Source organism: Mycobacterium sp. SMC-4, from assembly GCF_025263265.1.
GTDB lineage: Bacteria > Actinomycetota > Actinomycetes > Mycobacteriales > Mycobacteriaceae > Mycobacterium.
This window is the reverse complement of the sequence record NZ_CP079869.1, coordinates 2,996,633-3,022,984: the sequence shown is the minus strand read 5'-3', so window position 1 is coordinate 3,022,984 and position 26,352 is coordinate 2,996,633. Positions and strand designations below refer to the sequence as shown.

At 67.0% G+C, this 26,352-nt stretch carries 29 protein-coding genes and 1 pseudogene; 17 read left to right on the top strand and 13 right to left on the bottom strand.

Annotation, left to right across the window (positions count from 1 at the left end; all coding sequences use genetic code 11):
* Nucleotide 1 precedes the first annotated feature (1 nt).
* Complete coding sequence (gene aceA, locus KXD98_RS14385; protein ID WP_260759069.1) at nt 2-2,290, top strand: isocitrate lyase ICL2; 2,289 nt, start codon at nt 2-4, stop codon at nt 2,288-2,290.
* 18 nt (nt 2,291-2,308) lie between these two features.
* Here aceA and KXD98_RS14380 read toward each other — a convergent pair whose 3' ends face one another.
* Complete coding sequence (locus KXD98_RS14380) at nt 2,309-3,193, bottom strand: O-succinylbenzoate-CoA synthase (RefSeq protein WP_260759068.1); 885 nt, start codon at nt 3,191-3,193, stop codon at nt 2,309-2,311.
* A gap of 43 nt (nt 3,194-3,236) precedes the next feature.
* Between KXD98_RS14380 and KXD98_RS14375 the strand changes: the two genes are divergently transcribed.
* Complete coding sequence (locus KXD98_RS14375; protein WP_260759067.1) at nt 3,237-3,980, top strand: glutamine amidotransferase; 744 nt, start codon at nt 3,237-3,239, stop codon at nt 3,978-3,980.
* A gap of 4 nt (nt 3,981-3,984) precedes the next feature.
* On the opposite strand, the gene KXD98_RS14370 is transcribed toward KXD98_RS14375, so the two are convergent.
* The 3 genes from KXD98_RS14370 to KXD98_RS14360 form a co-directional block, all read right to left on the bottom strand.
* A complete protein-coding gene (locus KXD98_RS14370) occupies nt 3,985-4,278 on the bottom strand; it encodes a Dabb family protein (RefSeq protein WP_260759066.1) in 294 nt (97 codons plus the stop codon).
* Between the two features lie 26 nt (nt 4,279-4,304).
* The gene (locus KXD98_RS14365) at nt 4,305-4,994 is read right to left on the bottom strand and encodes an Rv0518 family GDSL lipase (RefSeq protein ID WP_260759065.1); all 690 of its coding nucleotides are present in this window, start codon (nt 4,992-4,994) and stop codon (nt 4,305-4,307) included.
* 62 nt (nt 4,995-5,056) lie between these two features.
* Nucleotides 5,057-6,268 carry an acyltransferase gene (locus KXD98_RS14360; protein ID WP_260759064.1) on the bottom strand — a complete coding sequence of 404 codons (1,212 nt, stop codon included), beginning with the start codon at nt 6,266-6,268 and terminating at the stop codon, nt 5,057-5,059.
* Between the two features lie 244 nt (nt 6,269-6,512).
* Between KXD98_RS14360 and KXD98_RS14355 the strand changes: the two genes are divergently transcribed.
* From KXD98_RS14355 to yaaA, 6 genes are all read left to right on the top strand, one after another.
* Complete coding sequence (locus KXD98_RS14355) at nt 6,513-7,688, top strand: PP2C family protein-serine/threonine phosphatase (protein ID WP_260759063.1); 1,176 nt, start codon at nt 6,513-6,515, stop codon at nt 7,686-7,688.
* Nucleotides 7,685-9,277 carry a CHASE3 domain-containing protein gene (locus KXD98_RS14350; protein WP_260759062.1) on the top strand — a complete coding sequence of 531 codons (1,593 nt, stop codon included), beginning with the start codon at nt 7,685-7,687 and terminating at the stop codon, nt 9,275-9,277. Before KXD98_RS14355 ends, KXD98_RS14350 begins: the two co-directional genes overlap by 4 nt.
* Nucleotides 9,274-9,714, top strand: a complete 441-nt coding sequence (locus tag KXD98_RS14345) for a response regulator (protein WP_260759061.1) — start codon at nt 9,274-9,276, stop codon at nt 9,712-9,714. The genes KXD98_RS14350 and KXD98_RS14345 overlap by 4 nt, the downstream gene beginning before the upstream one ends.
* A 4-nt stretch (nt 9,715-9,718) precedes the next feature.
* The gene (locus tag KXD98_RS14340; RefSeq protein ID WP_260759060.1) at nt 9,719-10,855 is read left to right on the top strand and encodes an alkaline phosphatase family protein; all 1,137 of its coding nucleotides are present in this window, start codon (nt 9,719-9,721) and stop codon (nt 10,853-10,855) included.
* Nucleotides 10,856-11,101: 246 nt separating this feature from the next.
* A complete protein-coding gene (locus KXD98_RS14335; protein ID WP_260759059.1) occupies nt 11,102-11,665 on the top strand; it encodes a C40 family peptidase in 564 nt (187 codons plus the stop codon).
* A gap of 42 nt (nt 11,666-11,707) precedes the next feature.
* Nucleotides 11,708-12,454 (top strand): peroxide stress protein YaaA, encoded by a 747-nt coding sequence (yaaA, locus tag KXD98_RS14330; protein ID WP_260759058.1) that lies wholly within the window; start codon nt 11,708-11,710, stop codon nt 12,452-12,454.
* A gap of 12 nt (nt 12,455-12,466) precedes the next feature.
* On the opposite strand, the gene KXD98_RS14325 is transcribed toward yaaA, so the two are convergent.
* Nucleotides 12,467-12,949 carry a hypothetical protein gene (locus tag KXD98_RS14325; protein WP_260759057.1) on the bottom strand — a complete coding sequence of 161 codons (483 nt, stop codon included), beginning with the start codon at nt 12,947-12,949 and terminating at the stop codon, nt 12,467-12,469.
* 133 nt (nt 12,950-13,082) lie between these two features.
* Between KXD98_RS14325 and KXD98_RS14320 the strand changes: the two genes are divergently transcribed.
* From KXD98_RS14320 to KXD98_RS14310, 3 genes are all read left to right on the top strand, one after another.
* The gene (locus tag KXD98_RS14320; protein ID WP_260759056.1) at nt 13,083-13,322 is read left to right on the top strand and encodes a hypothetical protein; all 240 of its coding nucleotides are present in this window, start codon (nt 13,083-13,085) and stop codon (nt 13,320-13,322) included.
* Entirely contained in the window at nt 13,319-13,687 is a 369-nt protein-coding gene (locus tag KXD98_RS14315; RefSeq protein WP_260759055.1) for a hypothetical protein, read from the top strand. The genes KXD98_RS14320 and KXD98_RS14315 overlap by 4 nt, the downstream gene beginning before the upstream one ends.
* A gap of 83 nt (nt 13,688-13,770) precedes the next feature.
* Nucleotides 13,771-14,688 carry an alpha/beta fold hydrolase gene (locus KXD98_RS14310; protein ID WP_260759054.1) on the top strand — a complete coding sequence of 306 codons (918 nt, stop codon included), beginning with the start codon at nt 13,771-13,773 and terminating at the stop codon, nt 14,686-14,688.
* Nucleotides 14,689-14,691: 3 nt separating this feature from the next.
* On the opposite strand, the gene KXD98_RS14305 is transcribed toward KXD98_RS14310, so the two are convergent.
* Genes KXD98_RS14305 through KXD98_RS14295 form a run of 3 tightly spaced genes read right to left on the bottom strand, consistent with a single transcriptional unit; the run spans nt 14,692 to nt 17,022 of the window.
* Nucleotides 14,692-14,916, bottom strand: a complete 225-nt coding sequence (locus tag KXD98_RS14305) for a hypothetical protein (RefSeq protein WP_260759053.1) — start codon at nt 14,914-14,916, stop codon at nt 14,692-14,694.
* A gap of 39 nt (nt 14,917-14,955) precedes the next feature.
* Nucleotides 14,956-16,245 carry a competence/damage-inducible protein A gene (locus KXD98_RS14300; RefSeq protein ID WP_260759052.1) on the bottom strand — a complete coding sequence of 430 codons (1,290 nt, stop codon included), beginning with the start codon at nt 16,243-16,245 and terminating at the stop codon, nt 14,956-14,958.
* Nucleotides 16,246-16,275: 30 nt separating this feature from the next.
* Nucleotides 16,276-17,022 (bottom strand): glucose 1-dehydrogenase, encoded by a 747-nt coding sequence (locus KXD98_RS14295; protein ID WP_260759051.1) that lies wholly within the window; start codon nt 17,020-17,022, stop codon nt 16,276-16,278.
* Nucleotides 17,023-17,101: 79 nt separating this feature from the next.
* Here KXD98_RS14295 and KXD98_RS14290 point away from each other — a divergent pair, with 79 nt between their 5' ends.
* Nucleotides 17,102-18,178, top strand: coding sequence for a Gfo/Idh/MocA family oxidoreductase (locus tag KXD98_RS14290; RefSeq protein WP_260759050.1), 1,077 nt, complete (start codon nt 17,102-17,104; stop codon nt 18,176-18,178).
* Nucleotides 18,179-18,181: 3 nt separating this feature from the next.
* On the opposite strand, the gene KXD98_RS14285 is transcribed toward KXD98_RS14290, so the two are convergent.
* Together KXD98_RS14285 and KXD98_RS14280 are read right to left on the bottom strand one after the other, a co-directional pair.
* Nucleotides 18,182-18,628, bottom strand: a complete 447-nt coding sequence (locus KXD98_RS14285; protein WP_260759049.1) for an ATP-binding protein — start codon at nt 18,626-18,628, stop codon at nt 18,182-18,184.
* Between the two features lie 45 nt (nt 18,629-18,673).
* Entirely contained in the window at nt 18,674-19,060 is a 387-nt protein-coding gene (locus KXD98_RS14280; RefSeq protein ID WP_260759048.1) for an STAS domain-containing protein, read from the bottom strand.
* Between the two features lie 231 nt (nt 19,061-19,291).
* Between KXD98_RS14280 and KXD98_RS14275 the strand changes: the two genes are divergently transcribed.
* Nucleotides 19,292-20,050 (top strand): HAD family phosphatase, encoded by a 759-nt coding sequence (locus KXD98_RS14275; protein ID WP_260759047.1) that lies wholly within the window; start codon nt 19,292-19,294, stop codon nt 20,048-20,050.
* Between the two features lie 53 nt (nt 20,051-20,103).
* Nucleotides 20,104-21,237, top strand: coding sequence for a nitronate monooxygenase (locus KXD98_RS14270; protein ID WP_260759046.1), 1,134 nt, complete (start codon nt 20,104-20,106; stop codon nt 21,235-21,237).
* Nucleotides 21,238-21,242: 5 nt separating this feature from the next.
* Here the strand turns inward: KXD98_RS14270 and KXD98_RS14265 are convergent, their stop codons facing one another.
* On the bottom strand, nt 21,243-21,686 hold the full coding sequence (locus KXD98_RS14265) for a hypothetical protein (protein ID WP_260759045.1): 444 nt from the start codon (nt 21,684-21,686) through the stop codon (nt 21,243-21,245).
* Between the two features lie 96 nt (nt 21,687-21,782).
* Here KXD98_RS14265 and KXD98_RS14260 point away from each other — a divergent pair, with 96 nt between their 5' ends.
* The gene (locus KXD98_RS14260; protein ID WP_260759044.1) at nt 21,783-23,072 is read left to right on the top strand and encodes a cytochrome P450; all 1,290 of its coding nucleotides are present in this window, start codon (nt 21,783-21,785) and stop codon (nt 23,070-23,072) included.
* Here the strand turns inward: KXD98_RS14260 and KXD98_RS14255 are convergent.
* Nucleotides 23,003-24,364: an NAD(P)/FAD-dependent oxidoreductase gene (locus tag KXD98_RS14255; RefSeq protein WP_260759043.1), complete on the bottom strand. Its 1,362-nt coding sequence runs from the start codon at nt 24,362-24,364 to the stop codon at nt 23,003-23,005. The two genes, KXD98_RS14260 and KXD98_RS14255, sit on opposite strands and share 70 nt — an antisense overlap.
* Before the next feature lie 56 nt (nt 24,365-24,420).
* Here KXD98_RS14255 and KXD98_RS14250 point away from each other — a divergent pair.
* Nucleotides 24,421-24,567 (top strand): annotated as a pseudogene (locus tag KXD98_RS14250) (TetR/AcrR family transcriptional regulator); the annotation flags it as partial.
* A 388-nt stretch (nt 24,568-24,955) separates the two neighbouring features.
* Here KXD98_RS14250 and KXD98_RS14245 read toward each other — a convergent pair.
* Nucleotides 24,956-25,363: a hypothetical protein gene (locus KXD98_RS14245; protein ID WP_260759042.1), complete on the bottom strand. Its 408-nt coding sequence runs from the start codon at nt 25,361-25,363 to the stop codon at nt 24,956-24,958.
* A gap of 87 nt (nt 25,364-25,450) precedes the next feature.
* Here KXD98_RS14245 and KXD98_RS14240 point away from each other — a divergent pair, with 87 nt between their 5' ends.
* Nucleotides 25,451-26,230 (top strand): helix-turn-helix domain-containing protein, encoded by a 780-nt coding sequence (locus KXD98_RS14240; protein ID WP_260759041.1) that lies wholly within the window; start codon nt 25,451-25,453, stop codon nt 26,228-26,230.
* The last annotated feature ends 122 nt before the right edge of the window (nt 26,231-26,352 follow it).

Here is a 26,352-nt window from a genome sequence, read left to right as displayed (position 1 = left end):
CATGGCCATCACCGAAGCTGACCTTCAGTCCGATTCGTCCTTCGAGCGCGATGTCGCCGAGACCCAGCGCTACCTCGACAGCCCGCGTTTTGACGGGACGATTCGGCTCTACACCGCTCGTCAGGTCGCCGAGCAGCGCGGCACCATCGCCGTCGACTACGCAGTGGCACGCGAAGCCGCCACCGCGTTCTATCCGCACCTGCGCAACTTGTTCGAGCAGAAGAAGTCCATCACCACGTTCGGGCCGTACTCCCCCGGCCAGGCCGTGGTGATGAAGCGCATGGGCATCGAGGGCATCTACCTCGGTGGCTGGGCCACGTCGGCGAAGGGCTCCACCACCGAGGACCCCGGCCCGGACCTGGCGAGCTATCCGCTCAGCCAGGTGCCCGAGGAGGCCGCGGGTCTGGTCCGGGCGCTGCTGACCGCCGACCGCAACCAGAACTACCTGCGCCAGCAGATGACGCCCGAACAACGCGCGACCACTCCCGAGTACGACTACCGACCGTTCATCATCGCCGACGCCGACACCGGTCACGGTGGTGATCCGCACGTACGCAACCTGATTCGGCGCTTTGTCGAAGCCGGCGTGCCGGGCTACCACATTGAGGACCAGCGTCCCGGGACGAAAAAATGCGGTCATCAGGGCGGCAAGGTGCTCGTCCCGTCCGACGAGCAGATCAAGCGGCTCAACACCGCGCGTTTCCAGCTCGACGTGATGCGGGTGCCCGGCATCATCGTCGCGCGCACCGACGCCGAGGCGGCCAACCTGATCGACGGGCGTGCCGATGAGCGGGACCAACCATTCCTGCTCGGTGCCACCAACCTCAAGATCCCGCCCTACAAGGCGTGCTTCCTGGCCATGATGCGGCGCTTCTACGACCAGGGTGTCAGCGAGATCAACGGTCACCTGCTCTACGCGCTGCCCGACGGTGAGTACGCCGCGGCCGAGGCGTGGTTGCAGCGCCAGGGTCTGGTCGCGGTGATCGACGACGCCGCGCGCACCTGGAAGGATGGCGCGGTGGCCTCGGTCGACGCGGCCTACGACAAGGTCGAGTCGAAATGCGTCGAGCTGTGGGAACAGGATGCCGGGCTGAACACCTACGGTGGCGCGGTCGCCGAGCTGCTGGAATTCCGTGACCGAGAAGGCGAGCCGTCGTCGATGAGTGTGGCCGAGTGGCGCGCGTTCGCCGAGCGCGCTCCGCTGTACACCGCACGTGAGAAGGCCAAAGAACTCGGCGCCGACGTGGCCTGGGACTGCGAGCGGGCCAAGACGCCCGAGGGCTACTACCAGGTGCGCGGCGGTATTCCCTACGCGATCGCCAAGTCGTTGGCCGCCGCACCGTTCGCCGACATCCTGTGGATGGAGACCAAGACCGCCGATCTGGCCGACGCCAAACAGTTCGCCGATGCCATCCACGCCGTCTACCCGGACAAGATGTTGGCCTACAACCTTTCGCCGTCGTTCAACTGGGACACCACCGGAATGACCGATGAGGAGATGCGGGCATTCCCCGAGGAACTCGGCAAGATGGGGTTCGTCTTCAACTTCATCACCTACGGCGGCCACCAGGTCGACGGCGTGGCCTCCGAAGAGTTCGCGACCTCGCTTCGCCAGGAAGGTATGCTCGCGCTGGCCAGGCTGCAGCGCAAGATGCGGTTGGTCGAATCTCCTTACCGCACACCGCAAACGCTGGTCGGAGGTCCGCGCAGCGACGCGGCACTGGCAGCGTCGTCGGGGCGCACGGCTACCACGAAGTCGATGGGCAAGGGCTCCACTCAGCATCAGCACCTGGTGCAGACCGAGGTGCCCAAGAAGCTGCTCGAGGAATGGCTGGCGTTGTGGGCCGAGCACTACCAGATCTCGGAGAAGCTGCACGTCCAGTTGCGTCCCCGGCGGGCCGGCTCCGACGTGCTCGACTTGCAGATCCTCGGCGACGGGGAGGAGCCGCTGGCCAACGTCGTCGTCGACCCGATCAAGGACCGACACGGCCGCAGCATCCTGACCGTCCGCGACCAGAACACCTTCGCCGAACACCTGCGGCAGAAGCGGCTGATGGACCTGATCCACCTGTGGTTGATCCACCGATTCAAGGCAGTGATCGTGTACTACGTGACGCCGACCGAGGACAACATCTACCAAACCGACAAGATGAAGGCGCACGGCATCTTCAGCGACGTGTATCAGGAGGTCGGCGAAATCATCGTCGCCGATGTCAATCAGGAGCGCATCGACGAACTGCTCGCACCGGATCGCGCGGCGCTGGGACGGTTGATCAGCAAGCAGGACTGAGCAGAGGTCACCGGGTGGCTAGCGTGCCTCGCCGGCGCGCTGCAGCAGCGCCTGCCACCGCTCCACCGTGCTCGGGTCGGTGACCTGGTAGCGGCCCAGCCGGTCGGTGTCCGGCGATGCCGGGGTCGGGGCGGCCGGAAGCCACCCGCCCTCCCCGGTCAGCGAACGAGATGGGCTGACGACGTCGGCGTCGGCCAGCCACCTCGGGGTCGGACCGCACGGGTAGGGCAGCTGCGGCATGGCGGCCGCCAGCGCGATGTCGCCGGCAATTCCCACGCTGGTCAGGCCTGTCGGGTTCACCAGCGCGGGCAGCCCGATCGCTTCGGCGCGCCGCAACGCGCGGCGCACCCCGCCCAGCGGGCCGCTGCGCAGTATCGCCGCGTCGGCAATCTCAGCGGGCCGAGGTGCCTGCGCCAGCACATCGGCCTCGACGGCGACCGGGACCGCGCTGCGAGACCGCAGCGCGGCGGCCGAAACCGCTGAGGCGGATGTCAATTCGACGATGTCGAGTGCGGGGATCGTGCGCGCCAGTTCGCCGATGAGCCCGACAGCAGCGTCGACGTCGGCGACCTGTACCGAGCAGCGCAACAGGGCCCCCGCCGGCAGATTGTCATGGACGGCGTGCACGCGCTCGAGCGCAGCGTCGAGCGCCCCGGGACGCGCGGCGACCGTGACCCGCGCGGCAGCTACCGGCACCTGACCACGCACCGCGTCCGGCCAGCCCACAGTGCTCGGCTCCATAGCTGCTGTCAGCCATCGCGCCGCGAGTGCATCGTCGGCATCGGGCGGCGCACTGAACTCGCCCCAGCCCTGCGGGCCTTCCACCAGGACGCCGACCCGCAGCCCGTCGGGGGTGGGAAGGGCAACGACGCGGGCGTCGCGGAAGTCGATCAGCGTTCTCACTGACCGACAACGTAGTCCGGCCGGCCGCGACTAACCTAACGGCGTGGCCGATGCGCCGTTCCTGCTGTTGTCCATCCGCGACGAAGATGCGGCGGCCGACGACGAATTCCGGGCGATGCGGCGCTTCGCCGCATTGGCCGACCATCAGTTGCACCGGATCGCGCTCACCACCCAACCGCTGGGCCACGTGGACCTCCGGGACTGGTCGGGCATCATCCTGGGCGGCGGTCCCTACAACGTCAGTGACGATGAGCGTGCCAAGACCCTGACACAGCGGCGGGTGGAGGCCGAACTGGCGCGGTTGCTCGACGCCGTGATCGACCGCGACTTCCCGTTTCTGGGGTGCTGCTACGGCATCGGTACGGTCGGAGCTGCCATCGGCGCCACAATCGATCGGGTGCACAGCGAGCCGGTCGGGCCGGTCAGGGTGTCGCTGACCGAACAGGGACGCAATGACCCGGTCTTCGCCGAGCTCCCCGATGACTTCGACGCCTTCGGGGGTCACAAGGAGGCTGCCGCCAGCCTGCCGGCGGGTGTCGCGCACCTGGCCAGCTCCCCCGCCTGCCCGATTCAGGCGTTCCGGGTGGGCGCCAACGTCTATGCCACGCAATTCCATCCCGAGCTCGACGTCGACGGCCTGTGTACCCGCGTCGACGTGTACAAGGATCACGGGTACTTCGCCCCCGAGACCGCCGAGACGCTCAAGGAGACGGCCCGACAACGGCCGGTCAGCGCGCCGATGACGATCCTGCGACGCTTCGCCCAGCGCTACACCCGCCCCCGGTGACGGCTCAGTCGTCGTCGACCGCGAACTGGGCCCGCGCGATCTGTTCGACCATCGGTGCCAGACGCGCCCGCAGCTGATTGTGCGCCGCATCCTCGTCGTAACCGCGGTACGCCGCCACATCGGCGAAATCGGCGACGATCACGAAATCCCAGTTGCCGTCCCGCAACCCGGCGTCGGTGCCCACGGTCACGCGCACGGTCCCCGGACAGTTGAGCTCGCGCAACCCCTGCTGGATGCTGGCCACTTCGGCGGCGTCGTAACCGGATGTGAGCTTGGCCAGGACCACGTTGCGGATCATCGGATCACCATCGGATCACCGTAGCCTCAATACGGGTTGAGCTGGGCACCGATCAGCGGGGCGATCTTGGCGGCCATGTAGGCGTGACCCGCATCGGTGGGGTGCACGCCGTCTTTGCCGATCAGTTCCGATCGGCCGGCGAACCAGCGCGCGGCTATCGGGTCGACAAATGTCGCTCCGGCCAGTTCGGCCTGATAAGACAGCACATCGCGGATCCGCAGGATCTCCGGTGGCGGGGTTTCCGTCGGCCAGGGCGGTCCGATCACCAGAAGTTTGGCCGAGCGCGCGATCTGGCGAGCCAACTTCAGCGTGCCGTACATCGCGATGGACAACCGGGTCGGGTCGACGGGCATGTCGTTGCGGGATCCGTAGAACACCACCAGCGCATCGCCGGGCTTGACCGAGCGCACCGTCAGATCCTCGAAGACGCTGCCCCGGTTGCCGCGGGTGCAATAACCCGCGCCGCCTTCGGCGGCCACCGTCGGCCTCACCGCGATGCCACGCGCCGATAGCTCGCGCCACACCTGCGGCGCCCACGACCTGGGTCCGTTGCCGCCCTGGTCGCTGCCCGTGGTGTAGGAGTCGCCGATCACCGTCACGCTGTTGGCGATGAAGTTGAGGTGCCGCACCTGCGGCTGCTGCGCCGCGGGCAGCGGGACATAGGTGCTGCCGAAAAGTACTGCGGCAGCGAGCAGGAAGGTGCACAGCCGACTCACCGGACCAGCGTAGTTCGTCGGCGTAGTCGTCGGCCGCGACGCGCCGCAGCGCCCCGCGATCGTTATCCGGCGCGCGCCACCGGCTGCAGTCTGCCCGGCGGCGGCTCGGCCATCTGGGTCCGGTGCGGGTCGTGCGGGGCGACCATCCGCCGCATCCACCGCCGAGCGGGCTCCTCGACGAAGTGGTAGAGCCACGCCGCGCCCAGACCCGCCACCACGATCAGGCCCACGACGATCATCTTCGCCGACCAGCTGGGCGTCAGCGTGATGTCGAACTGCTGCACTGCCCAATTCCACGCGGTGTGCACGATCTCGTGCAGCATGTACAGGCTGAACGAGATGTGCCCGAGATAGACCATGGGTCTGATCGACAACAAGGCCGGCAGCGTTCCCGCACCGATGGCCACCGCGATCACGAACGGCACAAACAGGACGTCGACCAGACCGCCGGCGTCGTAGATGTTCCCGGGTGGATGGGCATCGAGCAGGTACAGCCCGCCGATGATCGCCGCGCCGATCCCCAGCGAGGTGACGCCTGCCACCCGTCGCGAGCGCTCCGACAGTTGCAGCTTGCGCACTGCGGCGCAGGCCAACGCGCCTGCCAGGAACTGCATCACGATGCGGGGCAGCCAACTCCACGGCGTGTAGAACAACCCGCTGGCCAACAGCAACAAGATCGGCGGCATCGAGGCCGCGACCGCCAACCACATCAACGCCCGCGCCCGGGTCACCGCCGCGATGCGGAACACCACCAGGATCAACCCGCCGAACAGCAAATACGCCAGCCACTCGGCACTGATCGACCACGCCGGGCCGTCCCAGCTCGTCCCGTCGAAGTAGGGCTCGAACCACAGCTGGACCAGCAGAACCTGACGCCACCAACTGGTGGCGTTGAGAGACTGCACCACCTCGGGCTCGGCGGGAACACGACCGACGTAGAGCGTGAAAACAATCCACGCCGCAGCCAGATGCATCGTCACCAGATACACCGGCCACACCCGCGCAAGCCGCAGCCACAGAAAACGCAGTGTCGCCCTGGTGGACCATGTCTGGCCCATACGGTCCAGGTAGTTCCAGGTCAGAACGAAACCGCTGAGGATGAAGAACAGATCGACGCCCTGCGCGCCGGCGTCGAGGATGGGCGCGAGTGCACTACTGAATTCGGGCGCCGCCGCGGCCAACATCGGCCGGAAATGGAACAGCACCACCCATACTGCGGCGACGATGCGCAGGCCGGACAAGGCCTTGATCTCTCCGCTGCGCACGCCACTCATTTCGTCGGATCGGGTTGCTGTGTGCCTTTGCCACGCCGCGGCCGGGGGCGATGTGCGAAAGCCAGACCCCGAGCTCACCGGCGGCGAACGCAGGCAGATTATCAGCGCCGGCACCGGTGGCCCGGGTCCGCAACGCCGCATCGGCGCGGTTGTCCGCGAACCACCTGCCCCGGGTATTCTCAAGAAATTGTCAATCGAACAGATCGGCCCGCCGGTGAGCGTGCCAACGAAAGAGCCAGGGGCCATGAGCGTCCTGCATGACAGCGACACGCTGTCGTTGCTGCTGGTAGAGGACGACCGCGCGGACGCGATCCTGGTCGAGGAACTCATCGCCGACACCGGCGTCGACATCACGGTGCGGTGGGCGCAGTCCATGGGCGAGGCCGAGGCGCTCATCGCAGGCGGCCGCCCTGACTGTGTGCTGCTGGATCTGCACCTGCACGACATCGACGGCATGGACGGCCTCGCCCGCATCGCGGGAATGGACGCCACCATTCCGGTGGTGGTGTTGACCGGGCTCAACGACGAGCACTTCGCGTCGGTGGCGGTCGGCTCGGGAGCCCAGGACTATCTGGTCAAAGACCGCGTCGATCCCGACACGCTGCGCCGCGCGGTGCTCTACGCGATCGAGCGCAAACGCGCCGAGCTGACCGCGGTGGATCTGCACGCCACGCAGCTGCGCGAGCGGGAGAACGCGCGGTTGGAGCGGGGTCTGCTGCCCTCGCCGCTGCTGCTGGACAACCCCGGCGTGGACATCGTCAGCCAGTACCGGCCCAGCCGCGCCAACGCCCTGCTCGGTGGCGACTTCTATGACTTCGTGCAGACCCCGGATCGTACGGTGCACGTGATGATCGGCGACGTCGCCGGCCACGGCCCTGACGAGGCTGCTCTGGGGGTGGCGCTGCGGATCGCGTGGCGGACGTTGACCTTCGCCGGGCTGCGCGGCGCGGAGCGGATGCGGCAACTGGAACGGATTCTGCGCGCCGAACGGGCCGGTAAGGGGATCTTCGCCACCGTCCTCAGCTTGGCCATCCCGCCGGAAGGTCCGGTGATCACCGCGGTCCGGGCCGGGCATCCGGGCATGCTGCTGCACGGCGGCGGAACCGTGGAGTGGGTGGAACCGCCCGGTGGACCCGCGTTGGGTCTGCAGGCCGGCGAATGGGCTCCCGCGCAGGTGGAGCTCCCCGACGGCAAAGGGTTGGTGTTGCTGACCGACGGCTTGTTCGAAGGGCACATCGGGCGCGGAAACGAACGCCTGGGTGAGTCGGGACTCCTGGAGCTGGCGCAATCGCTGGCCGCGCTGCCGGGCCGGGCGTTCGTCGACGCGCTCATCAACGCGGTCGAAGATCGTGCCCAGCCGCAGGGCGGCATCGGTGACGATATCGCCGTCGTCCGGGTCGAGCGGGTGCCGCAGCGATGACCCGGCCGCAACCACGGCCCGCCGGGGGGCCGAGGCTGACCGTTCAGGGTTGGCAGAACATGATCTTGGCTGTTCTTGCCGTCGTCGTCCTCGCCGGCGCGGTGGTGGTGGCGGTGCTGCTCAACCGCACCGAGCAGGTGTCGAGTCAGATCATCAATCAGATCGCTCCGTCGCGGGTCGCGGCGTATCAGCTGCAAGCGGCGTTGCGGGACCAGGAGACCGCGGTGCGCGGGTACCTGATCTCGGCCGACGAGCAGTTCCTGGCCCCGTACGGCGACGGTCGACAGGCCGAAGCCGAGACCTCGGTGGAACTGCGCTTGCTGGAACAGAATCGACCGGACCTCCTCGAGGACCTCGACGCCATCGAACAGGCCGCGGCGACGTGGCGAACCGAATTCGCCGAGCCCGCGATCGCCACGGTGCAACCTGGCCGGCCCGCGGTCATCTCCCCGGATCTCAATGCGATCGGCAAGAGTGAGTTCGACCGGCTGCGTGGCCTTTTCGAGATCCAGAATGACCGCCTGGAGCAGGCGCGTGATGCCGGCATCGCCGAGCTCGACAGCATCCGGGCCTGGCGCAACGTGGTGCTGCTGGCGATGCTGGCGGCGTTTCTGGTGACGATGGTGCTGCTGGCGCTGTTGCTTCGCCAAGCGCTGGTTCGGCCGCTCACCGCGGTCGCGGCGGCCTGCCGTCGAGTGGCCGAAGGTCACTTCAACGAGCAGATCCTTCCGCAGGGCCCCAGAGACATCCGCGCCATCGCCAACGACGTGGAGAACATGCGTCAGCGCATCGTCGACGAACTCGAAGCCTCGCAGGCGGCGACAGCTGCGCTGGATGAACACGCCGAGGAACTGCGCCGGTCCAACGCCGAACTCGAGCAGTTCGCCTACGTGGCTTCCCACGATCTGCAGGAGCCGCTACGCAAGGTGGCGTCTTTCTGTCAGCTGCTGGAGAAGCGCTACGGCGATCAACTCGACGAACGCGGCGCCGAGTACATCGGTTTCGCCGTCGACGGGGCCAAGCGAATGCAGGTGTTGATCAACGACCTGCTGACGTTCTCCAGGGTGGGCCGGCTCAACGCCACCGAAACCGACGTCGACCTTGACGCGGCGCTGGACGCTGCGCTGGGTAACCTGGCCACCTCGATCGAGGAATCCGGTGCGGTGATCGAACGGCCGGCCCAGGGGCTGCCCACGGTCAAGGGTGATCCGACGCTGCTGGCGATGCTGTGGCAGAACCTGATCGGTAACGCGGTCAAGTTCCGCCAGCCCGACGTCGCTCCTCGGGTCACCATCAGATGTGACGCCGATTCCGACCATCAGAACTGGTCGATCTCGTTGGCGGACAACGGTATCGGTATAGCTCCGGAGTTCAGCGACAAGGTGTTCGTGATCTTCCAGCGGCTACACGGTCGCGACGCATACAGCGGCACCGGGATCGGCCTGGCGCTGTGCAAGAAGATCGTCGAACACCACGGCGGAACCATCTGGATTGACAACCGTTACACCGGGGGGACACGCTTTGAGTTCACGTTGCCCGTCGCAGTGGAAGACACCGCGGCTCCCGTTTTGGAAGGATCGACGTCATGACCCCCGCTGAACGCGCCATTGACGTGTTGCTCATCGAAGACGATCCGGGTGACGAGCTGATCACCCGAGAAGCCTTCGAACACAACAAGATCAAAAACACGTTGCACGTCGCGCACGACGGCGAGGAGGGATTGGACTTCCTGTACCGCCGCGGCCCGTACGGAGATGCTCCGACGCCGGATCTGATCCTGCTGGATTTGAACCTGCCCAAGTACGACGGGCGTCAGCTGCTCGAGACGATCAAGTCCGACCCTGACCTCAGCCACATCCCGGTCGTGGTGCTCACGACGTCGTCGGCCGAAGAGGACATCCTGCGCAGCTACAAGCTGCACGCCAATGCCTATGTCACCAAACCGGTCGATCTCGATCAGTTCATGAACGCGGTGCGCCAGATCGACGAGTTCTTCGTGCAGGTGGTCCGGCTTCCGCAGTTCTGACACCGTGGACCTGCCGCGGCTCGACCCGGACCTGCCTCACCTCGCCGACGTCGCGCCGGCGGTGCTCACCGCGATGGGCGTCGAGGGCTTCGAGTCGCCACTGCAGCTACCCGCCGACGTGGCCGGCGCGTGTGTGCTGCTGATCGACGGCTTGGGCGCCGAACTGCTCGATCGTCACCGCGCCGACGCACCCGTACTGTCCGGCATGCACCGGCAGACGTTGCAGGTGGGTTTTCCGTCCACCACCGCTGCGGGCTTGGCAGCCGTCGGCACCGGATGCCGCTCCGGTGAGCACGGCATGGTCGGAATGTCGTTTCTGCTGCCCGACATCGGCCTGATCAACGCGCTGCGCTGGCGTCCCCATCCTTGGGGTGAGGATCTGCGCTCCGCGGCGGTACCCGAGCGAATCCAGCCGCGGCCCACCGTGTTCGAACGTGCGACCTCAGCCGGTATGACTGTCAGTGTGGTCTCCGGGGCACAGTTCAGCGGATCGGGTCTGACCCGCGCGGTGCTGCGCGGCGGACGCTATATCGGAGTGCACGCACTCGGTGATCTGGCGGCCACGGTGTCCTCGGCCGTCGCCGAACGCGGCTTCTGCTACGGCTATCACGCCGACCTGGATCTGGTCGGGCACCTGCACGGTCCAGGTTCGCCGGCGTGGCGCTTCCAGTTGCGCCAGGTCGACAGGCTGGTGGAGACGGTGGTCGACAACCTGCCCGCCGGTGGGCTGCTGGCGGTGGTCGCCGACCATGGGATGATCAGCCTCGATCCTGACCAGACGATCGATACCGACCACACCGCTGAGCTCCTCGACGGGGTGGCCGCACTCGGGGGTGAGGTGCGCGCTCGCCACGTCTACGTCCGCGACGGAGCACTCGATGACGTGTTGCAGACCTGGCGGACGGTGGTGGGGGCACGCGCCTGGGTGGTGGCCAAAGACGAGGCCGTGGCGGCGGGGTGGTTCGGCCCGCGGGTGAGCGACGATGTGCTGGCGCGCATCGGTGATGTGGTTGCAGCGGCACGCGGTTCGGCCGGCGTCCTGCGCACGACGGCCGAACCGATCGAATCGTCGTTGGTCGGGCAGCATGGCTCGCTGACCGACGCCGAGCAGCGCATCCCCCTTCTACTCGCCGGCGTCTGACTCGGGTAGGTATGACCGCGGTTTTAGTCGCGCCCGTGGGACGAAATATGTTGTAAGCAAACAATATTCGGTGATCTTGGTTGGCACGTCCGATCTGTCAAGTTCATCCGTGCCGGCACGCTGGTGGCACACCCCAATTTGACGGACAGGCAACCGTTTTCGTGACGCTCATGTCACATTCGGATGTATTGTGGTCGTGGTCACAGATTTTGGGGTTTTAGAGACCCGCTGTTAACGTCCGTCCGCATGTTTGCTCTCGCGACTCTCTTGACGCTTGTCAATCAGGTGTCGGGGACTCCGTACGTGGTCGGCGGTGACTCGCCGGCGGGTACGGACTGCTCCGGCCTGGTGTCCTGGGTGACCAACGCTGCGACCGGCCGCCCGGTTTACGGTGACCGGTTTCACACCGGGAACATCGAAAGTGCACTGCTGGCCCGTGGGTTCCAATACGGAAGTGAGCCCGGCGCCCTGGTGGTCGGGTGGAACAGCGGTCACACTGCTGTGACGTTGCCCGACGGCACCCCGGTGTCCTCCGGTGAGGGTGGCGGAGTGAAGATCGGCGGCGGCGGCGCCTACCAAGACCAGTTCACCAAGCACATGTTCCTTCCGATGCCGGCGCACGTGCCCCCGGCCCCGGACCCGGTGCTGGCCCCACCGCTGCCCGCACCGCCGTTGGGGCCGCCACCGATGGATCCGATGGCGCCGCCACCACCGGCCCCGCAGCCACCCCCACCGCCCGGTGCGCCAGTTGTGCTGGCGGGCCACGAGGCCCCTCCCCCTCCGCCGCCGGCTCCGGGCGCTCCGCTGTAAGCGGTTGCCGGTGCGCGTCCGGCGCGCGCTAGCGTCTCTGCCGTGATGGTGCTGCTGCCCCCGTCGGAGACCAAGCGCCCCGGTGGTGACCCAACCCCGTTGCGCCTGGAAGAACTCGCGGCCCCAGCGCTCAACGGCCTACGCCGGGAACTGGTCGACGAACTCGTCGCCTTGGCGGCAGACCGCGATGCCAGCCGCCGGGCCTTGGGGATCTCCGCGTCGCAGGATGCCGAGATCGACCGCAACGCCGCGTTGGCCACCGCGCCGACCCTGCCGGCCATTCAGCGCTACACCGGCGTGCTCTACGACGCGCTGGACGTGACATCGTTGCGCGGCGCCGCTGCTGCGCGGGCCGCCTCGCGGCTGGCTGTCGGGTCGGCGCTGTTCGGGCTGCTGCGGGCCGAGGACGCGATTCCGGCCTACCGCCTGTCGGCGACATCGAAGATTCCGGGGCGGCCCGGCCTTGCGATGCGCTGGCGCCCGGTGCTGGAGCCTGTCCTGAGCGACGCGGCCGCCGAGCAGCTGGTGGTGGACCTACGATCCGGGTCTTATGCCACGCTGGGCCGACTCGCCGAGGCGGTCACCGTCAGCGTGGTGGCCGAGCGCGACGATGGGCGGCGCACCACGGTGAGTCACTTCAACAAAGCCCACAAGGGTCGGCTGGCTCGCGTGCTGGCAACCACGCGATCCGAGCCGACCGACGCCGCCGGGGTAGCCGCCATCGCGCGTCGCGCCGGAATGCGGATCGAACGTGCCGACCGCCACCTCACCATCGTGGTGGCGGCCTGACGATCGCCGCGGCTACAGCCGGAACAGGAAGTCGGTGGTGTAGAACTCCTCGGGATGCTGTGAGAACGCGCTGGGTCGGGTGACCGACACCCACGCTCCGGTGGCGCCCTGCGCGATCGGCGCCCGCACCGTCACCGCACCGCCGCCCACCACGTCGGTGATCAACACCGCCCCGGCCACACCCGGGTCGCCGGGCGCGCAGGAGAGCCCGCGCGGCACCTGGATGAGTCGGACGTCGTAGGCCATATTCGGTTTCCCGGTGGCCATCTGGACATCGGCGACCACACTGCCGCCCTCGGTGCGCAGATGGCTGATCACCCGTCCGAAGTCGCTGGCCCCCTGATAGGGGTTTTCGCTGAAATCGCATCGACGCAGTTTCTGCGACAACGGAACCAGCGAGCCCTGCGCGGCGGCGACGGCGGGACCGAGCATCGCGGAGGCCGAAAAGAGTGCCAGGCTAACGGCAACGAAGACGGTCCGCACGGTACGGCGCATGAGAGTCGGTTTCCTCATCTCCCGAGAAGATTGGGTGCTGAGGTCACCCTAGATCGATTCCGGCGGTGACGCCCCGAGATTGCGGTGGCCGCCGCCGTTGACGCGTGCGGGCCGGCGCGGGAGACTTTCGCCGATGTCCACGCTGCTGCTCTACCTGCGTCTTCAGGCGATGACGTTCGTCTTCGGCATCATCGGACCGATTTTCCTGTTCATCTACTTCACCATCCAGCCGGATCCGACGGTGCGCTGGATGTACTGGTGGGGCCTGCTCATCACGTTCGCCGATATCTTGATCGCGTTGTACCTCACCGACGAGATGACAGCGCGCAGACGAGAAGCCGTCCCGCGCCGGACACCGGACACGGTCTCATGAGCGCCATGGGTTACTCCTGGTACCCGGTTCCGGAGAAACCGCGCCGCTCCGGCACCGATATCGGGATCTCGATCGCGCTCCTGGTGCTGACAGTCCTGATCGGTGCCGTGTCGGCGGTCCTGGGGCTGTTCCTGCTGGCATTCCTCGACCACTGTCCGCCCGAGACGTGCAGTGTCACCGGAGCCGTCAACGCGGTATTCACCGCGCTGCTGGTCGCCGGGGCGATCGGGCTCACCGGCCTGGTGATCACGGTGATCCAGCTGGTTCGCGCCCAGCCCGGATGGCCGTTCGCGGCCGGCACCCTTGCACTGTGCCTGCTGACCCTGTTCCTGGGTGGCGTGGCCTACTCGGCCGCGGTCGGCTGATGCCGGGGCCGCCGGACCGTCATCCGGTGGAGTTTGCCGGGACCGGGTCCGGCAGCCCGGGGGCACGTGCGAGACTGTCGCGCATGGCCCTTGACATCGCCCGTCCCAAGCTCGAAGGCAAGGTCCTGGTCGACGAGGACCGCCAACTCGGGTTCGCCGAGTTCGGTGACCCGCAGGGCCGGGCCATCTTCTGGCTGCACGGCACCCCCGGCGCGCGCCGCCAGATCCCGGTCGAGGCGCGGGTGTTCGCCGAGAAAAACGGCATCAGGCTGATCGGCGTCGACCGGCCGGGCATCGGGTCCTCGTCGCCGCACGAGTACCACCGGGTCATCGACTTCGCCCACGACCTGCGCGTCGTCGCCGACACTCTGGGTATCGCCAGGATGCAGATCATCGGCCTGTCCGGCGGCGGCCCGTACACGTTGGCCTGCGCTGCGGTGATGCCCGACCGTGTCACCGCCGTCGGGGTGCTCGGTGGCGTCGCGCCGACGCGGGGCTCGGACGCCATCGGAGGCGGCCTCATGGGCAACGTCGGCCTGCCCGCGGCCCCGCTGCTCGAACACCTCGGCACCCCGCTGAGCCTGGTTGCGGCCGGCCTGATCCGGTTGATCAAGCCTGTCGCCGAACCGGTGCTCGGTCTCTACGCGTCCGTCTCCCCCGAGGGTGACCGGCGGTTGCTGGCCCGTCCGGAGTTCAAGGCGATGTTCCTCGATGATCTGCTCAACGGCAGCCGCAGACAGCTGGCAGCGCCCTTCGCCGACGTTGTCGTGTTCGCCCGCGACTGGGGGTTCCGGCTCGACGAGGTCAAGGTACCGGTGCGGTGGTGGCACGGCGACGCCGACCACATCGTGCCGTTCGCGCACGGCCGGCACGTAGTGAGCCTGCTGCCCGACGCCGAGCTCTACACGCTGCCCGGCGAGAGCCACCTCGGGGGACTCGGGCAGGCGGAAGCCATCATGACCGCCATGACCGAGCAGTGGGACCTGGAGGACCGCCGCTGACGATCAGCGCTGCAGCCAGCCCCGCACGGTCGGCAGGTCTCGGCTGTAGCTCTGCATGAAGTCGTCGTGGTACAGCGTGCCGCCGCTGATCGCGGTGTTGCCGGTCCACACCAGGTGGACGCGCACCACACCCTTGTCGAAGTAGTCGCTGCGGTCGGCGACCCGGTGATGCCACCCGGTCTGTTCGGCGAGCGCCGAGACCGTCTGTCGCTCGTCGGTGTCAGTCATCGCCAGAATCTCCCGTATCGAAGTGGTGTCCGCGCCACTCTAGCCGTTGGCGAGCAGCGCCCTGCGTAGCAGATGCAGGGCCACGGTGGTCGAGCGCTCCCGGACGTCAGACCGATTGCCGGGCAGCTGGGTCGTGCGTGTCAGGTGCACGGTGTCGCCGTCGTCGCCGTGACCGGTGCGCAGTGCCACCGAGAAGCACACGGTTCCCACCGGTTTGGCCTCGGTGCCGCCGCCTGGGCCGGCGATACCGGTGACCGCGACTGCGGTGTCGGCGTCGAACCGCTCCAGCACGCCGCGTGCCATCTGCTCGGCGACCGGCTCCGACACCGCACCGTGCTGGTCGATCAGGGCGGCGTCCACTCCGAGCAGATCTACCTTGGCGCTGTTGGAATAGGCCACCACCGAGCCCGCCAAGTACGCCGACGCGCCGGGGCGCTCGGTCAGCCGTGCGGCCACCAGACCGGCGGTGCACGACTCGGCCGTGGCGATTCGGCGACCGGCCAGCAGTCCGGCAACCTGGTCGTCGACCAGGGCGCCGTCGGTGGAGAAGATTTCACGACCGTGCCGTTGCTGGAGCGCCGACAGCAGCTGGTGGTAGGTCGCCAGGTGCTGGGGCTCGAAACGGGTGACGACCTCGAGTTCCCCCCGGCGCAGGCACGTGGTGATCTCCAGATGACCGAAATCGTCGATGCAGCGCTCGGCGTCGCGCAGGGTCTCGGCCAGTCCCGACTCGGGCAGCCCGAACATTCGCACGGTGTGCTGTTCGTAGCGGGTCCGACCGGCGATGGCGGCTTGCACGGCGTCGGTGTTGACCGCCACCTGCCACATCGGTTGGAGTTCGCGCGGCGGGCCGGGTAGCACCACGACGGTCGGGGTGCCGGGAACCACCACCCCCGGCGCCGTGCCCACCGGGGCGAGGATCTGCGCACCGGCAGGGATCAGCGCCTGCTTACGGTTGGCCGCCCGTAGGGCCGCGGCGTCGACGTCGGGGAAACGGGTCATCAGGGTGGTCACGATGTCGTTGATCGTGCGTTCCAGGCTGTCGTCGAGAACCAGTTCCCGACCGCAGAAACGTGACACCACCTCGACGGTCATGTCATCGGCGGTGGGGCCCAGACCGCCGCTGGTGATGATCAGGTCGACCCGCTGTTGCGCGAGGAACCGCAGCTGAGCCTCGATGTCGGCGCGACGATCACCGCACTGCGTGAGGTGGGCCAGTTCCACGCCCAACTCCAGCAGCCGGTCCGCCAGCCACGGTCCGTTCTGGTCCCGGACCCGTCCGGTCAGAACCTCGGTCCCCGTCACCACGATCCCGGCCCGCACGCTCACCTGCCCGACCCTACGCAGGCCGGACCCGGGCTATTTGTGCGGGACGTCGTTGGTCAGGCCGCCGTCCATGACGTACTCGGCCCCGGTGGAGTAACGGGACTCGTCACTGGCCAGGAACACCACGAAGGTGGCGACCTCCTCGGGCTGACCCGGCCGGCCCAGCGGGATTCGCAGCATGTTGTCGGGAAAATGCTTGGTCATCGGGGTGCGGATGAAGCCCGGATGCACCGAGTTGACCCGGATGTTGTGCGCGCCGAGCTCCAGCGCGGCCGATTTGGTCAGACCGCGCACGGCCCACTTCGAAGCCACGTACGGGTGCACCATGACCGCGCCACGCAGACCCTCGATGGACGAGATGTTGATGATCGACCCACCACCGGCGGCCTTCATGGCCTCCACCGAAGCCTGCATCCCGAGGAAAGTCCCGGTCAGGTTGACGTCGATCACCTTCTGCCACTTGGTCATATCGAACTGACCGATCATGCCGAGCGCGACCGTGCCGGCGTTGTTGACCAGCACGTTGAGGGTGCCGAAGTCGTTGACCGCGGTAGCCACCGCCGCCTCCCACTGATCAGCCTGGGTGACGTCGAGATGGACGTAGCGGGCGGAATCGGGGGTCTGGGCGTTGATCTCCTCGGCCAGCGCCTGACCCTTCTCGTCGAGGATGTCGCCGATGACCACTTTGGCGCCCTCGGCGACCAAAGCCCAGGCATCTGCAGCGCCCATGCCTTGCGCTCCACCGCTGATGAGTGCCACTTTTCCGTCCACGCGTCCCATGGGGCGTCAGGCTACCGCACCGGTAGACACAAACTAGAACCTGTTCCTATTTCGATTCCGAGCACGCATACTGCTGGCCATGGCGATTCGTGTGGCACTAATCGGGACGGGGAACTGCGGGAGCCTGGCGCTGCGCCAGCTCATCGAGGACGACCGTTTCGAGCTCACCGGGGTGTGGGTGTCCTCCGCGGCGAAGGTCGGCAAGGACGCCGGCGAGCTCGCACGGCTGGACGTGACCACGGGCGTGACCGCCGTCGACGATCTCGATGCGATCGTCGAGGCCGCGCCGGATTGCGTGGTGTATTGCGCGATGGGCGATGTCCGGATGCGCGAGGCGATGGCCGACGTCCGCCGCTTTCTCCAAGCGGGTATCGATGTGGTGGGCTCCTCGCCGGTAAGCCTGGAGTATCCGTGGGGAGTGCTTCCGGAAAAATCGATCGATCGGATGGAAGCCGCTGCCCAGCAGGGCAATTCGAGCATATTCATCACCGGTGTGGATCCCGGTTTCGTCACCGATCTGCTGCCGCTAGCGCTGGCGGGCACCTGCCAGCACATCGAACAGATCCGCACGATGGAAATCGCCGACTACGCCAGCTATGACGGCGCGACGGTGATGTTCGACGTGATGGGCTTCGGTAACGAGATCGGCGATCTACCGTTTCTGTACCAACCCGGCATGCTGAGCATGGCCTGGGGCGTCGGCATCCGTCAGCTTGCCGCCGGTCTGGGTATCGAGGTCGACGAGATCACCGACTCGGTCGAGCAGGAACCGGCCCCCGAGGACTTCGACGTCGCCGTCGGCACCATCAGGAAGGGCACCGTCGCCGCGGTCCGATTTCTGATCGAGGGCAAGGTGGACGGCCGGTCGGCCATCGTGGTCGAACACATCACCCGGCTACGGGGGGATCTGCGCCCCGACTGGGCGCAACCGGCGCAGGAGGGCGGCTCCTACCGTGTTGAGATCACCGGCGAACCGTCTTACGTGATGGATATTTGCCCGACCAGCCGCAACGGCGACCACAACTACGCGGCGATCCTGGCTGCGGCGGGACGCATCGTCAACGCGATCCCCGACGTCATCGCGGCCCCGCCAGGGATTCGCAGCACGCTGGATCTTCCGTTGTGCACCGGCAAGGGCATCTACCGACCGGGGTGACCGTCAGCGGCGGCCCACACCGTGCCAGACCATGCGCACCCGGGTACCGTCGGCCGACGTCTCGATCTTGTGCTCGTCGGACAGCGTTTCCATCAACGGAATGCCCCGGCCGCGGTTTCGTGGCGCCGGGTCGGTCTGCGGGGTGCGCCAGGCGCCACGGTCGCAGATCAACACCGTCAGCTTCTGGTCGTTGGCGTTGTACTCGGCCGAGATATCGATGGTTCCGGGGCGCTCGGCGAGCAGGTAGGCAAATTCGGCAGAGTTGGCCAGTGCCTCGTTGATCGCCAGCACCACATCGCTGCACCGCACCGCATCGAGGTCGAAGAACCGCTGGAGCCATTGCGCGAAATCCTGGCGGGTCTGCGCGACTGCGAACGCGTCCGCTTCGAGCCCGAAGCGCTCGAAACGGTCTGCGTTGGCTACTTCAGCCGGCGGCATGGAATCGATCATGGCAGTCGGTGGCTACCCCGAGAAGCACGTTCCTATTCGGCGTTCTCAACTACCGCGGGCCGCGAGGGCTTCGTCCAAGTTGGGATACAGGCTGACGATGTCGGCGATTCCGACCAATTTGAGTGGCCGACTGGTCGCCGGACCGTCGGCGACCACGCTGATTGCCACGGCAGAGCCGGCTTTGTCGTGCGCGGCGACCAGCACGCCCATGCCGGCCGAGGCCAGGAACTCCACCTCCGTGAAATCGATCACTACGCCTTCCGGCTGCTGTTCCAGCGCGGTGTTGATGGCCGTCTCCAGCTGCGGCGAGGTGAGCATGTCGACGACACCTGACACCGCCACCACAGCTACCCGGTCGACCCATCGATGGGTGACGACACAGGTCGACGCCCCCGATTGGGCAGTTGCGCCTTCGGCTGCTTGCTCGTCCAAGGTTCACCTTCCATGTCACAGGCCGCATCGTGCAACGAGTACGGCAAGGCACTGCTCGTGCCACCCGCGCAGGCTGCATCCTGAACCCGGCAAGGACCAAACTACCGTGGCCGTGTGCTGCGACCGGCCACAGATTAAACCAGGAGTAATCGCGACGCCCCGAGACGGGCCGACACGCCCCGTAGCATGGCGGGTCAACAGCCTGTGGCGCCCGTGACCTAGGAGCCGAATGTGACCGCCGATCCCGCCGATCCGGTGGACGTGATCGCAAAGATCGGCGACAGTCAACCGGGTCCGCAGGTCGGCGCGTTCTTCGATCTCGACGGAACCCTGGTCGACGGCATCACCGCCACGGCGCACGCCGGCGATCGCATCCGGCGCCGGCAGGCCCGGGTCGGTGAGGTGTTCGGTGTGGTCGAGGCCGCTATGCGGTATCGGTTCGGGCGGGTGCACTTCGAGAAATTGCTGGCGCGCGCCGCGGGTTATCTGCGCGGCGATTCCCTGGCCGAGCTCGATGCAGTGGGACATCGGCTGTTCGGCGAGCGCGTGCGCTCGCGCGTCTTCCCGGTGATGCACCAGATCGTGCTGGCCCATCAGCGGCGCGGCCACACCGTGGTGTTGAGTTCGTCGGCGTTGACCATTCATGCCCAACCGGTTGCCCGCTATCTGGAGATCGACCATGTGCTGTGCAACCACTTCGAGGTTGATACCCATGGTCGACTGACCGGCGCCATCGCCAGACCGGTGATCTGGGGTCGGCAAAAGGCCGTCGCGGTGCAGGAATTCTGTGCGGCCAACACCGTCGACTTGACCTGCAGCTACTTCTACGCCGACGGTGAGGAGGACATCGCGTTGATGGGCTTGGTCGGTCACCCCCATCCGGTGAACCCGCGGCGACGACTCGCGGTGGTCGCCGCGCAGGAGGGCTGGCCGGTCTTGCGGATGCCCGGGCGAGGCTTCCGCAACGGCACCCGTCGTGTACTAAAGTAGAACACGTTTCAGTTTTAGGCCTTTGACGCCCATGAGCCCACCAGGAGCGAACTATGCATACTCCCCTATGCGACCAGCTCGGCATCGAGTTCCCGATCTTCGCGTTCACCCACTGCCGCGATGTGGTGGTCGCGGTCAGCAAGGCCGGGGGGTTCGGCGTGCTGGGCGCGGTGGGCTTCACCCCTGAGCAGCTCGAGATCGAGCTGAACTGGATCGACGAGAACATCGGCGACCATCCCTACGGCGTGGACATCGTGATCCCGAACAAGTACGAGGGGATGGACGCTGCGGACATGGATCCCGAAGTCCTCAAGAAGACCCTCAACGATCTGGTGCCCGACGAGCACATCGCGTTCGCCAAGAAGATCCTGTCCGATCACGGCGTACCGGTCGACCACAGCGACGACGATGCCCTGCAGCTGCTCGGCTGGACCGAGGCGACCGCCACGCCCCAGGTCGAGGTGGCGTTGAAGCACCCCAAGGTGACCATGATCGCCAACGCGCTGGGCACGCCTCCGGCGGACATGATCACCCATATCCACGAGGCCGGCCGCGTGGTCGCGGCGCTGTGTGGCTCGCCGTCGCAGGCCCGCAAGCACGCCGACGCGGGCGTCGACATCATCATCGCTCAAGGCGGCGAGGCCGGCGGGCACTGCGGCGAGGTCGGTTCGATCGTGCTGTGGCCACAGGTGGTCAAGGAGGTTGCGCCGGTTCCGGTGCTGGCCGCCGGTGGTATCGGCAGCGGGCAACAGATCGCCGCGGCGCTCGCCCTCGGCGCTCAGGGAGCGTGGACGGGTTCGCAGTGGGTGATGGTCGAGGAGTCCGAGCACACGCCTGTACAGCATGCCGCCTACGCGAAAGCCACCAGTCGCGACACCGTGCGCAGCCGCTCGTTCACCGGCAAGCCCGCGCGCATGCTCAAGAACGACTGGACCGAGGCGTGGGAGAATCCGGACAACCCCAAGCCACTCGGGATGCCCTTGCAGTACATGGTGTCCGGTATGGCGGTGGCCGCAACCCACAAGTACCCCAACGAGTCGGTCGACGTCGCGTTCAACCCCGTCGGCCAGGTCGTCGGTCAGTTCACCAAGGTCGAGAAGACCGCCACCGTGATCCAGCGCTGGGTGCAGGAGTACCTGGAGGCCACCAACACGCTCAACGAGCTCAACGAGGCCGCGTCGGTCTGACCCGACTACGGCGTCGGCGCCGGCGGCGGTAGTGGGGGCAGGGCCGGCGGCGGCGCCGGGACCGGCTGCGCCGCCGGGGGCCCGGAACTCAGCGGGCGCTGCGTGAGCAGCAGCAGCGCATTGCTGCCACTGACTTCCTGGGTTTGCATGGCATGCCAGAGGTCGCGTAGGTAGTCCAGCCGCGACTGCGACACCGGTGTGGTGCTGGTGCCGGGCGGCAGGTTGTGCGGGCTGGCCAGATGCGGGACGCCTTCGGTGGCGGGCTGAGCCGAACTGGTGACCACCGGCTGCTCGGGCGCCGGCGCAACGGGCGGGGCGGGCGGCAGCGGCTCGGCCGTGGCCAGCGGCGCACAGGTCAGCAGCCCGGCCCACATCGCCGCTCCTGCCACACCAACGGTCATCGCATCGCGTCGCAACTTCACCGAGGCCCCCTCCGGGTCGCCGTCCATTGTCACTCTGTGCTTCCCCACGCACGGCGATTTCGTTACACCGGGCCCGCTGGTGGTGTAGCAATGCGATAGGCCCTCTGACGGTTAGGAGCCAGTATGGCGACTCCCACCTTCCAGCCCGGTTTCGATTTCACCGACCCTGATCTCAATCGTGAGCGACTGCCGGTCGAGGAACTGGCCCACCTGCGCCGCCACGCTCCGATCTGGTGGAACGAGCAGCCGGACGGCATCGGTGGTTTCGACGACGGCGGATTCTGGTTGGTCACCAAACACCGCGATGTCAAAGAGATCTCGAAACGCAGCGACGTCTTCTCCAGTCTGGAGAAGACGGCGTTGCCGCGCTATCCCGAGGGTTCGACGGGTGAGCAGATCGAAACCGGCAAGTACGTCCTGCTCAACATGGATGCACCGCATCACACCCATCTGCGCAAGATCATCTCGCGCGGATTCACTCCACGCGCCGTGGAACGACTGCGTGCCGACCTGGACCGGCGGGCCCAGGAGATCGCTCGGGCCGCAGCGGCCAGCGGGTCCGGCGATTTCGTCGAGCAGGTGTCGTGCGAACTGCCGCTGCAGGCCATCGCCGGTCTGCTCGGGGTGCCGCTGGAAGACCGCAAGAAGCTCTTCGACTGGTCGAATCAGATGGTCAGTGACGACGACCCGGAGTATGCCCACTACGACAACAGGAACGCGGCGACCGAGCTCATCATGTACGCGATGGAGCTGGCCGCGCGTCGGGCCGAACAACCCGGCGAAGACATCGTCACCACGCTGATCGAAGCCGACGTCGAGGGCCACAAACTCTCCGACGACGAGTTCGGGTTCTTCATGGTGCTGCTGGCGGTGGCCGGCAACGAAACCACCCGGAACTCGATCACCCACGGGATGGTCGCGTTCACCGAGCACCCCGATCAGTGGGAGCTGTTCAAGCGCGAGCGGCCGTTGACCGCCGTCGACGAGATCGTGCGCTGGGCCACCCCGGTGACGTCATTCCAGCGCACTGCGCTGCAGGACTACGAGCTTTCCGGTGTGCTCATCAAGAAGGGCCAGCGCGTGGTGATGTCGTATCGATCGGCCAACTTCGACGAAGAGGTCTTCGACGACCCGCACGCCTTCAATATTCTGCGTGATCCGAACCCGCACGTTGGCTTCGGCGGCACCGGTGCGCATTACTGCATCGGCGCGAACCTGGCCCGGATGACCATCGAGTTGATGTTCAACGCGATCGCCGATCACCTTCCCGACCTCACCGCCCTCGGTCCCCCGGACCGGCTGCGGTCGGGGTGGCTCAACGGCATCAAGCACTGGCCGGTCGACTATGCAGGGCAGCGCTCCTGTCCGGTGGCGCACCAGGCTGCGGGTAGCTCCGATCCCCCGACGGTCTGACACAGCACGGCCAATTCCGCGGCGGTGGGCCCCGAGGCCGACGGTGGGCGCCAACCCGTGGCATAGACAGACCGGGCTCGTTCCTGCACCGCGTCGAGACTCGACGGCAGAGCCGACATACGTTCGTAGGCGCTGACTGCAGGCCGCAGGACTGGATCTACCGCAGCTGCCGCGACCACCAGGTCTGACGGCAGAGGTCGGTCAAGGTGGACGTCGCCGCCGGCCCACCGACGAATCCGGTCGTTGTCGGTGCGTACGTGGTCGGTGAACCAGGGGCGCACGTGGGTGCGGCACCAACGATCGAAATCGATGGCGGCCGTGTCGATGTCGTAGTGGTGCTCGACCAATATGTCCACCAGCGCACGTGCCTGCAGGAAAGCCAGCGTGACCCCTCGGCCGGCGAGGGGTGTTGTGGTGCACACGGAATCGCCGACCGCGATGAGCCCGGGTGCGCAGGGGCGGCCGTCGGCCGCGACTTGTGAGCGGTAGGTGTTGTAGAGCCTTCCACCGGGGAGCACCGCGGACACGGGTTCGGCCCGGCCGGGCTCGGCCCACACGCTCAGCGCCGGGATGGCACGCACAGCCACCTCGAAGACGGCTGGTTCGCGCAGCAGTTGCAGACGGCGATCAGTGCCTCCGTGGGTGAGCGTGATCGAGAAGTGGCGGTCCTCGTGGACGAAGGCAACCGCGAAGTATCCCTCCAGGCTCAATGACAGGCCGACGGGCGAGTTCATGGGTCCGGACCCGGTCTTGAGTCGGAACTGCCGGGTGACATACATCGCTGCGCACGGTCCCCCTTCCCCGGGCCCGAGCAGGTGGCGGGTTACCCGTCCGGACCGTCCAGAGGCATCGACCACCAGGTCAGCCGTCAGTCGCTCGGTCCGCGTCTGGACGCCCACGACGCGGCCGCCAGCGTGCATCAGCGCTTTGACGTTATGTCCGGGCAGAAGCGTCAGATCTGCCTGCCGTGCCGCAATGTCGCGCAGAACCCGCTCGAAAGTCATCCGTCGGATCCGCAACGCCAACGGCTCCCCGTCGGCAGCCACAACGATGTCTGCGCCCGCGTGTCGCATATCCCGCAAGGCATCTGGGATCTCCGAAGTCAGCGCATCGACGACGGGTCCCCGGAATGTGTGTGCGTGCTCGAACTGCATGACCGATCTGCGTGGCCAGTGCCCCAGCGAACTGGGACCGTTGTCGCGGTCCAGAACCAGCACGTGATGTCCCCGGCGAGCCAGGGCGACAGCAGTGAATAGCCCGGTGGGGCCGGCGCCGACGACGATGATGCGCATTGCGAGCTCATTTCGAGTATCATTCGGTGATATGAATACACCAAGGGTCACCCGAAATGCCTGAGAATGTCAAGCGCACGTACCGTTCGCCTGTGCGGGACGAACAGGCAGAGCGGACAAGGCGCAGAATTGTTGCCGCCGCGGTCGACTCGTTCGTCACGACCGGCTACGCGGGGACTTCGGTGGACGCGATCGCCGCAGCCGCCGGCGTCAGCCGCAAGACAGTTTTCACGGCATTCGGCGGAAAGGCCGAGCTGCTGTCCTCAGCGGTGGACTGGGCCATCGCGGGTGACGACGAACCGGTGCCGTTGGCCCAACGGCCCGAAATGATCGCGTTGATGGCCCTTGACGACGCCCGAGACCTGCTGCAGGGATGGGCGCGTCTGATCAGGTCCATCGACGAACGCGTCGGCGGACTCTTCGCTGCGCTGGAAACTGCGGCCACCACAGATGAAAGTGCACGCGCGTTGCTGGAGAAGCTGCACGCGCAACGTCGGGACGGTGCCCGGGCAGTCGTCGATGCCGTCCGCGTGCGAGGAGTACTGCGCGAAGGATTGAGCACTTCCGCCGCAACCGATCTGGCGTGCCTATTCAGTGACCCGGTGATACACCGACATCTCGTCGGGGCGCACGGCTGGTCGGCGCGACGGTTCGAGAAATGGATGGCTGACACGCTCCATCAGCAGCTGCTCGCGGTGTGGTCTGTGGATAGTCGATGACCGTGCGCCAGTAGTCCTCCGGGATCTCGGCGTTCGCGCGCAGCACGATCGCCAGGCCGGTGGCCATTGCCACCCCGAGCAGGCCGAGCCATAGGCCGGCCACTGCGATGACGACCCACAGCACGGCGGTCAGCTCCGGCCACGGCGACACCAGGATCAGGATCGGGGCGAAGAAGAAGCCGGCCCCGATGTACCACGCCGACCCGGTTCGATCGCAGACCAGTACCGCCCGCAACCAGCGCGGGATCGCGGCATTGGTCGGACTGCTTCTCTCAGACATACCTATACGGTGCCGATGCGCCGGTAGGCGAGGCAATTACCTCAGAGGTAATGGTCTGGCGACGTCATACCCACCACACTTGCAGTTATGGCCGTAGCAACCGAGTGCGCCGACTCCTTCGGTGAGTTGTTGCGCCGCTGGCGCCGGCACCGTCGAATGAGCCAACTCGACCTCGCAATCGACGCTGACGTCTCGTCGCGGCACGTCAGCTTCGTCGAGACCGGCCGCTCGACGCCCAGTCGGGCGATGGTGCTGCGACTCGCCGAGGCGCTCGACATCCCACCCCGCGAACAGAACCGCCTGCTCGCCGCGGCGGGGCTGGCGCCGGAATTCGCGCAACGATCGCTTGACGAACCGGACATGGCCGTGGTGCGCGCCGGGGTGCAGCGCGTACTCGATGCCTACCAGCCCTTTCCGTGTATCGCAGTGGACCGCTGCTGGATGATCCAGCTCGCCAACCCAGGTGCTGGCATGCTGCTCGAGGGGGTCGCGCCCGTTCTGCTCGACGAGCCCAACGCGCTGCGGATCGCCTTGCACCCGCAGGGGCTCGCGCCGCGCATCCGCAACCTCGCCCAGTGGCGCGCCCACCTGTTGGCACGGTTACAGCGGGAAATTGCCGCAGGCGGTGGACCTGCAGAGCTGTGCGCGTTGCTCGATGAACTGCGGTCCTACCCGGGTGGATTCGACGATGGTCACCGCGTCGGCGAGGTCGCCGTGCCGTTGGAGGTGGACACTCTTGACGGGCGCCGGCTCAGCTTCCTGAGCATGGTGACGACTTTCGGCACCGCACTGGACCTCACCGCCGCCGAACTGAGTATCGAAGCGTTCCTGCCCGCAGATGCGGCCACCGCGGCCTATCTGGGATGACGAGATATTGCGGGTCAGGGGGCTGTTGACACCGCATTTCCAGATCGACCTTGTGCCTTCTAGGGCAACCACGTTCGCGCTTATGCAGGCCATGGGGCTGATCAATGATCACACCGAGAGGG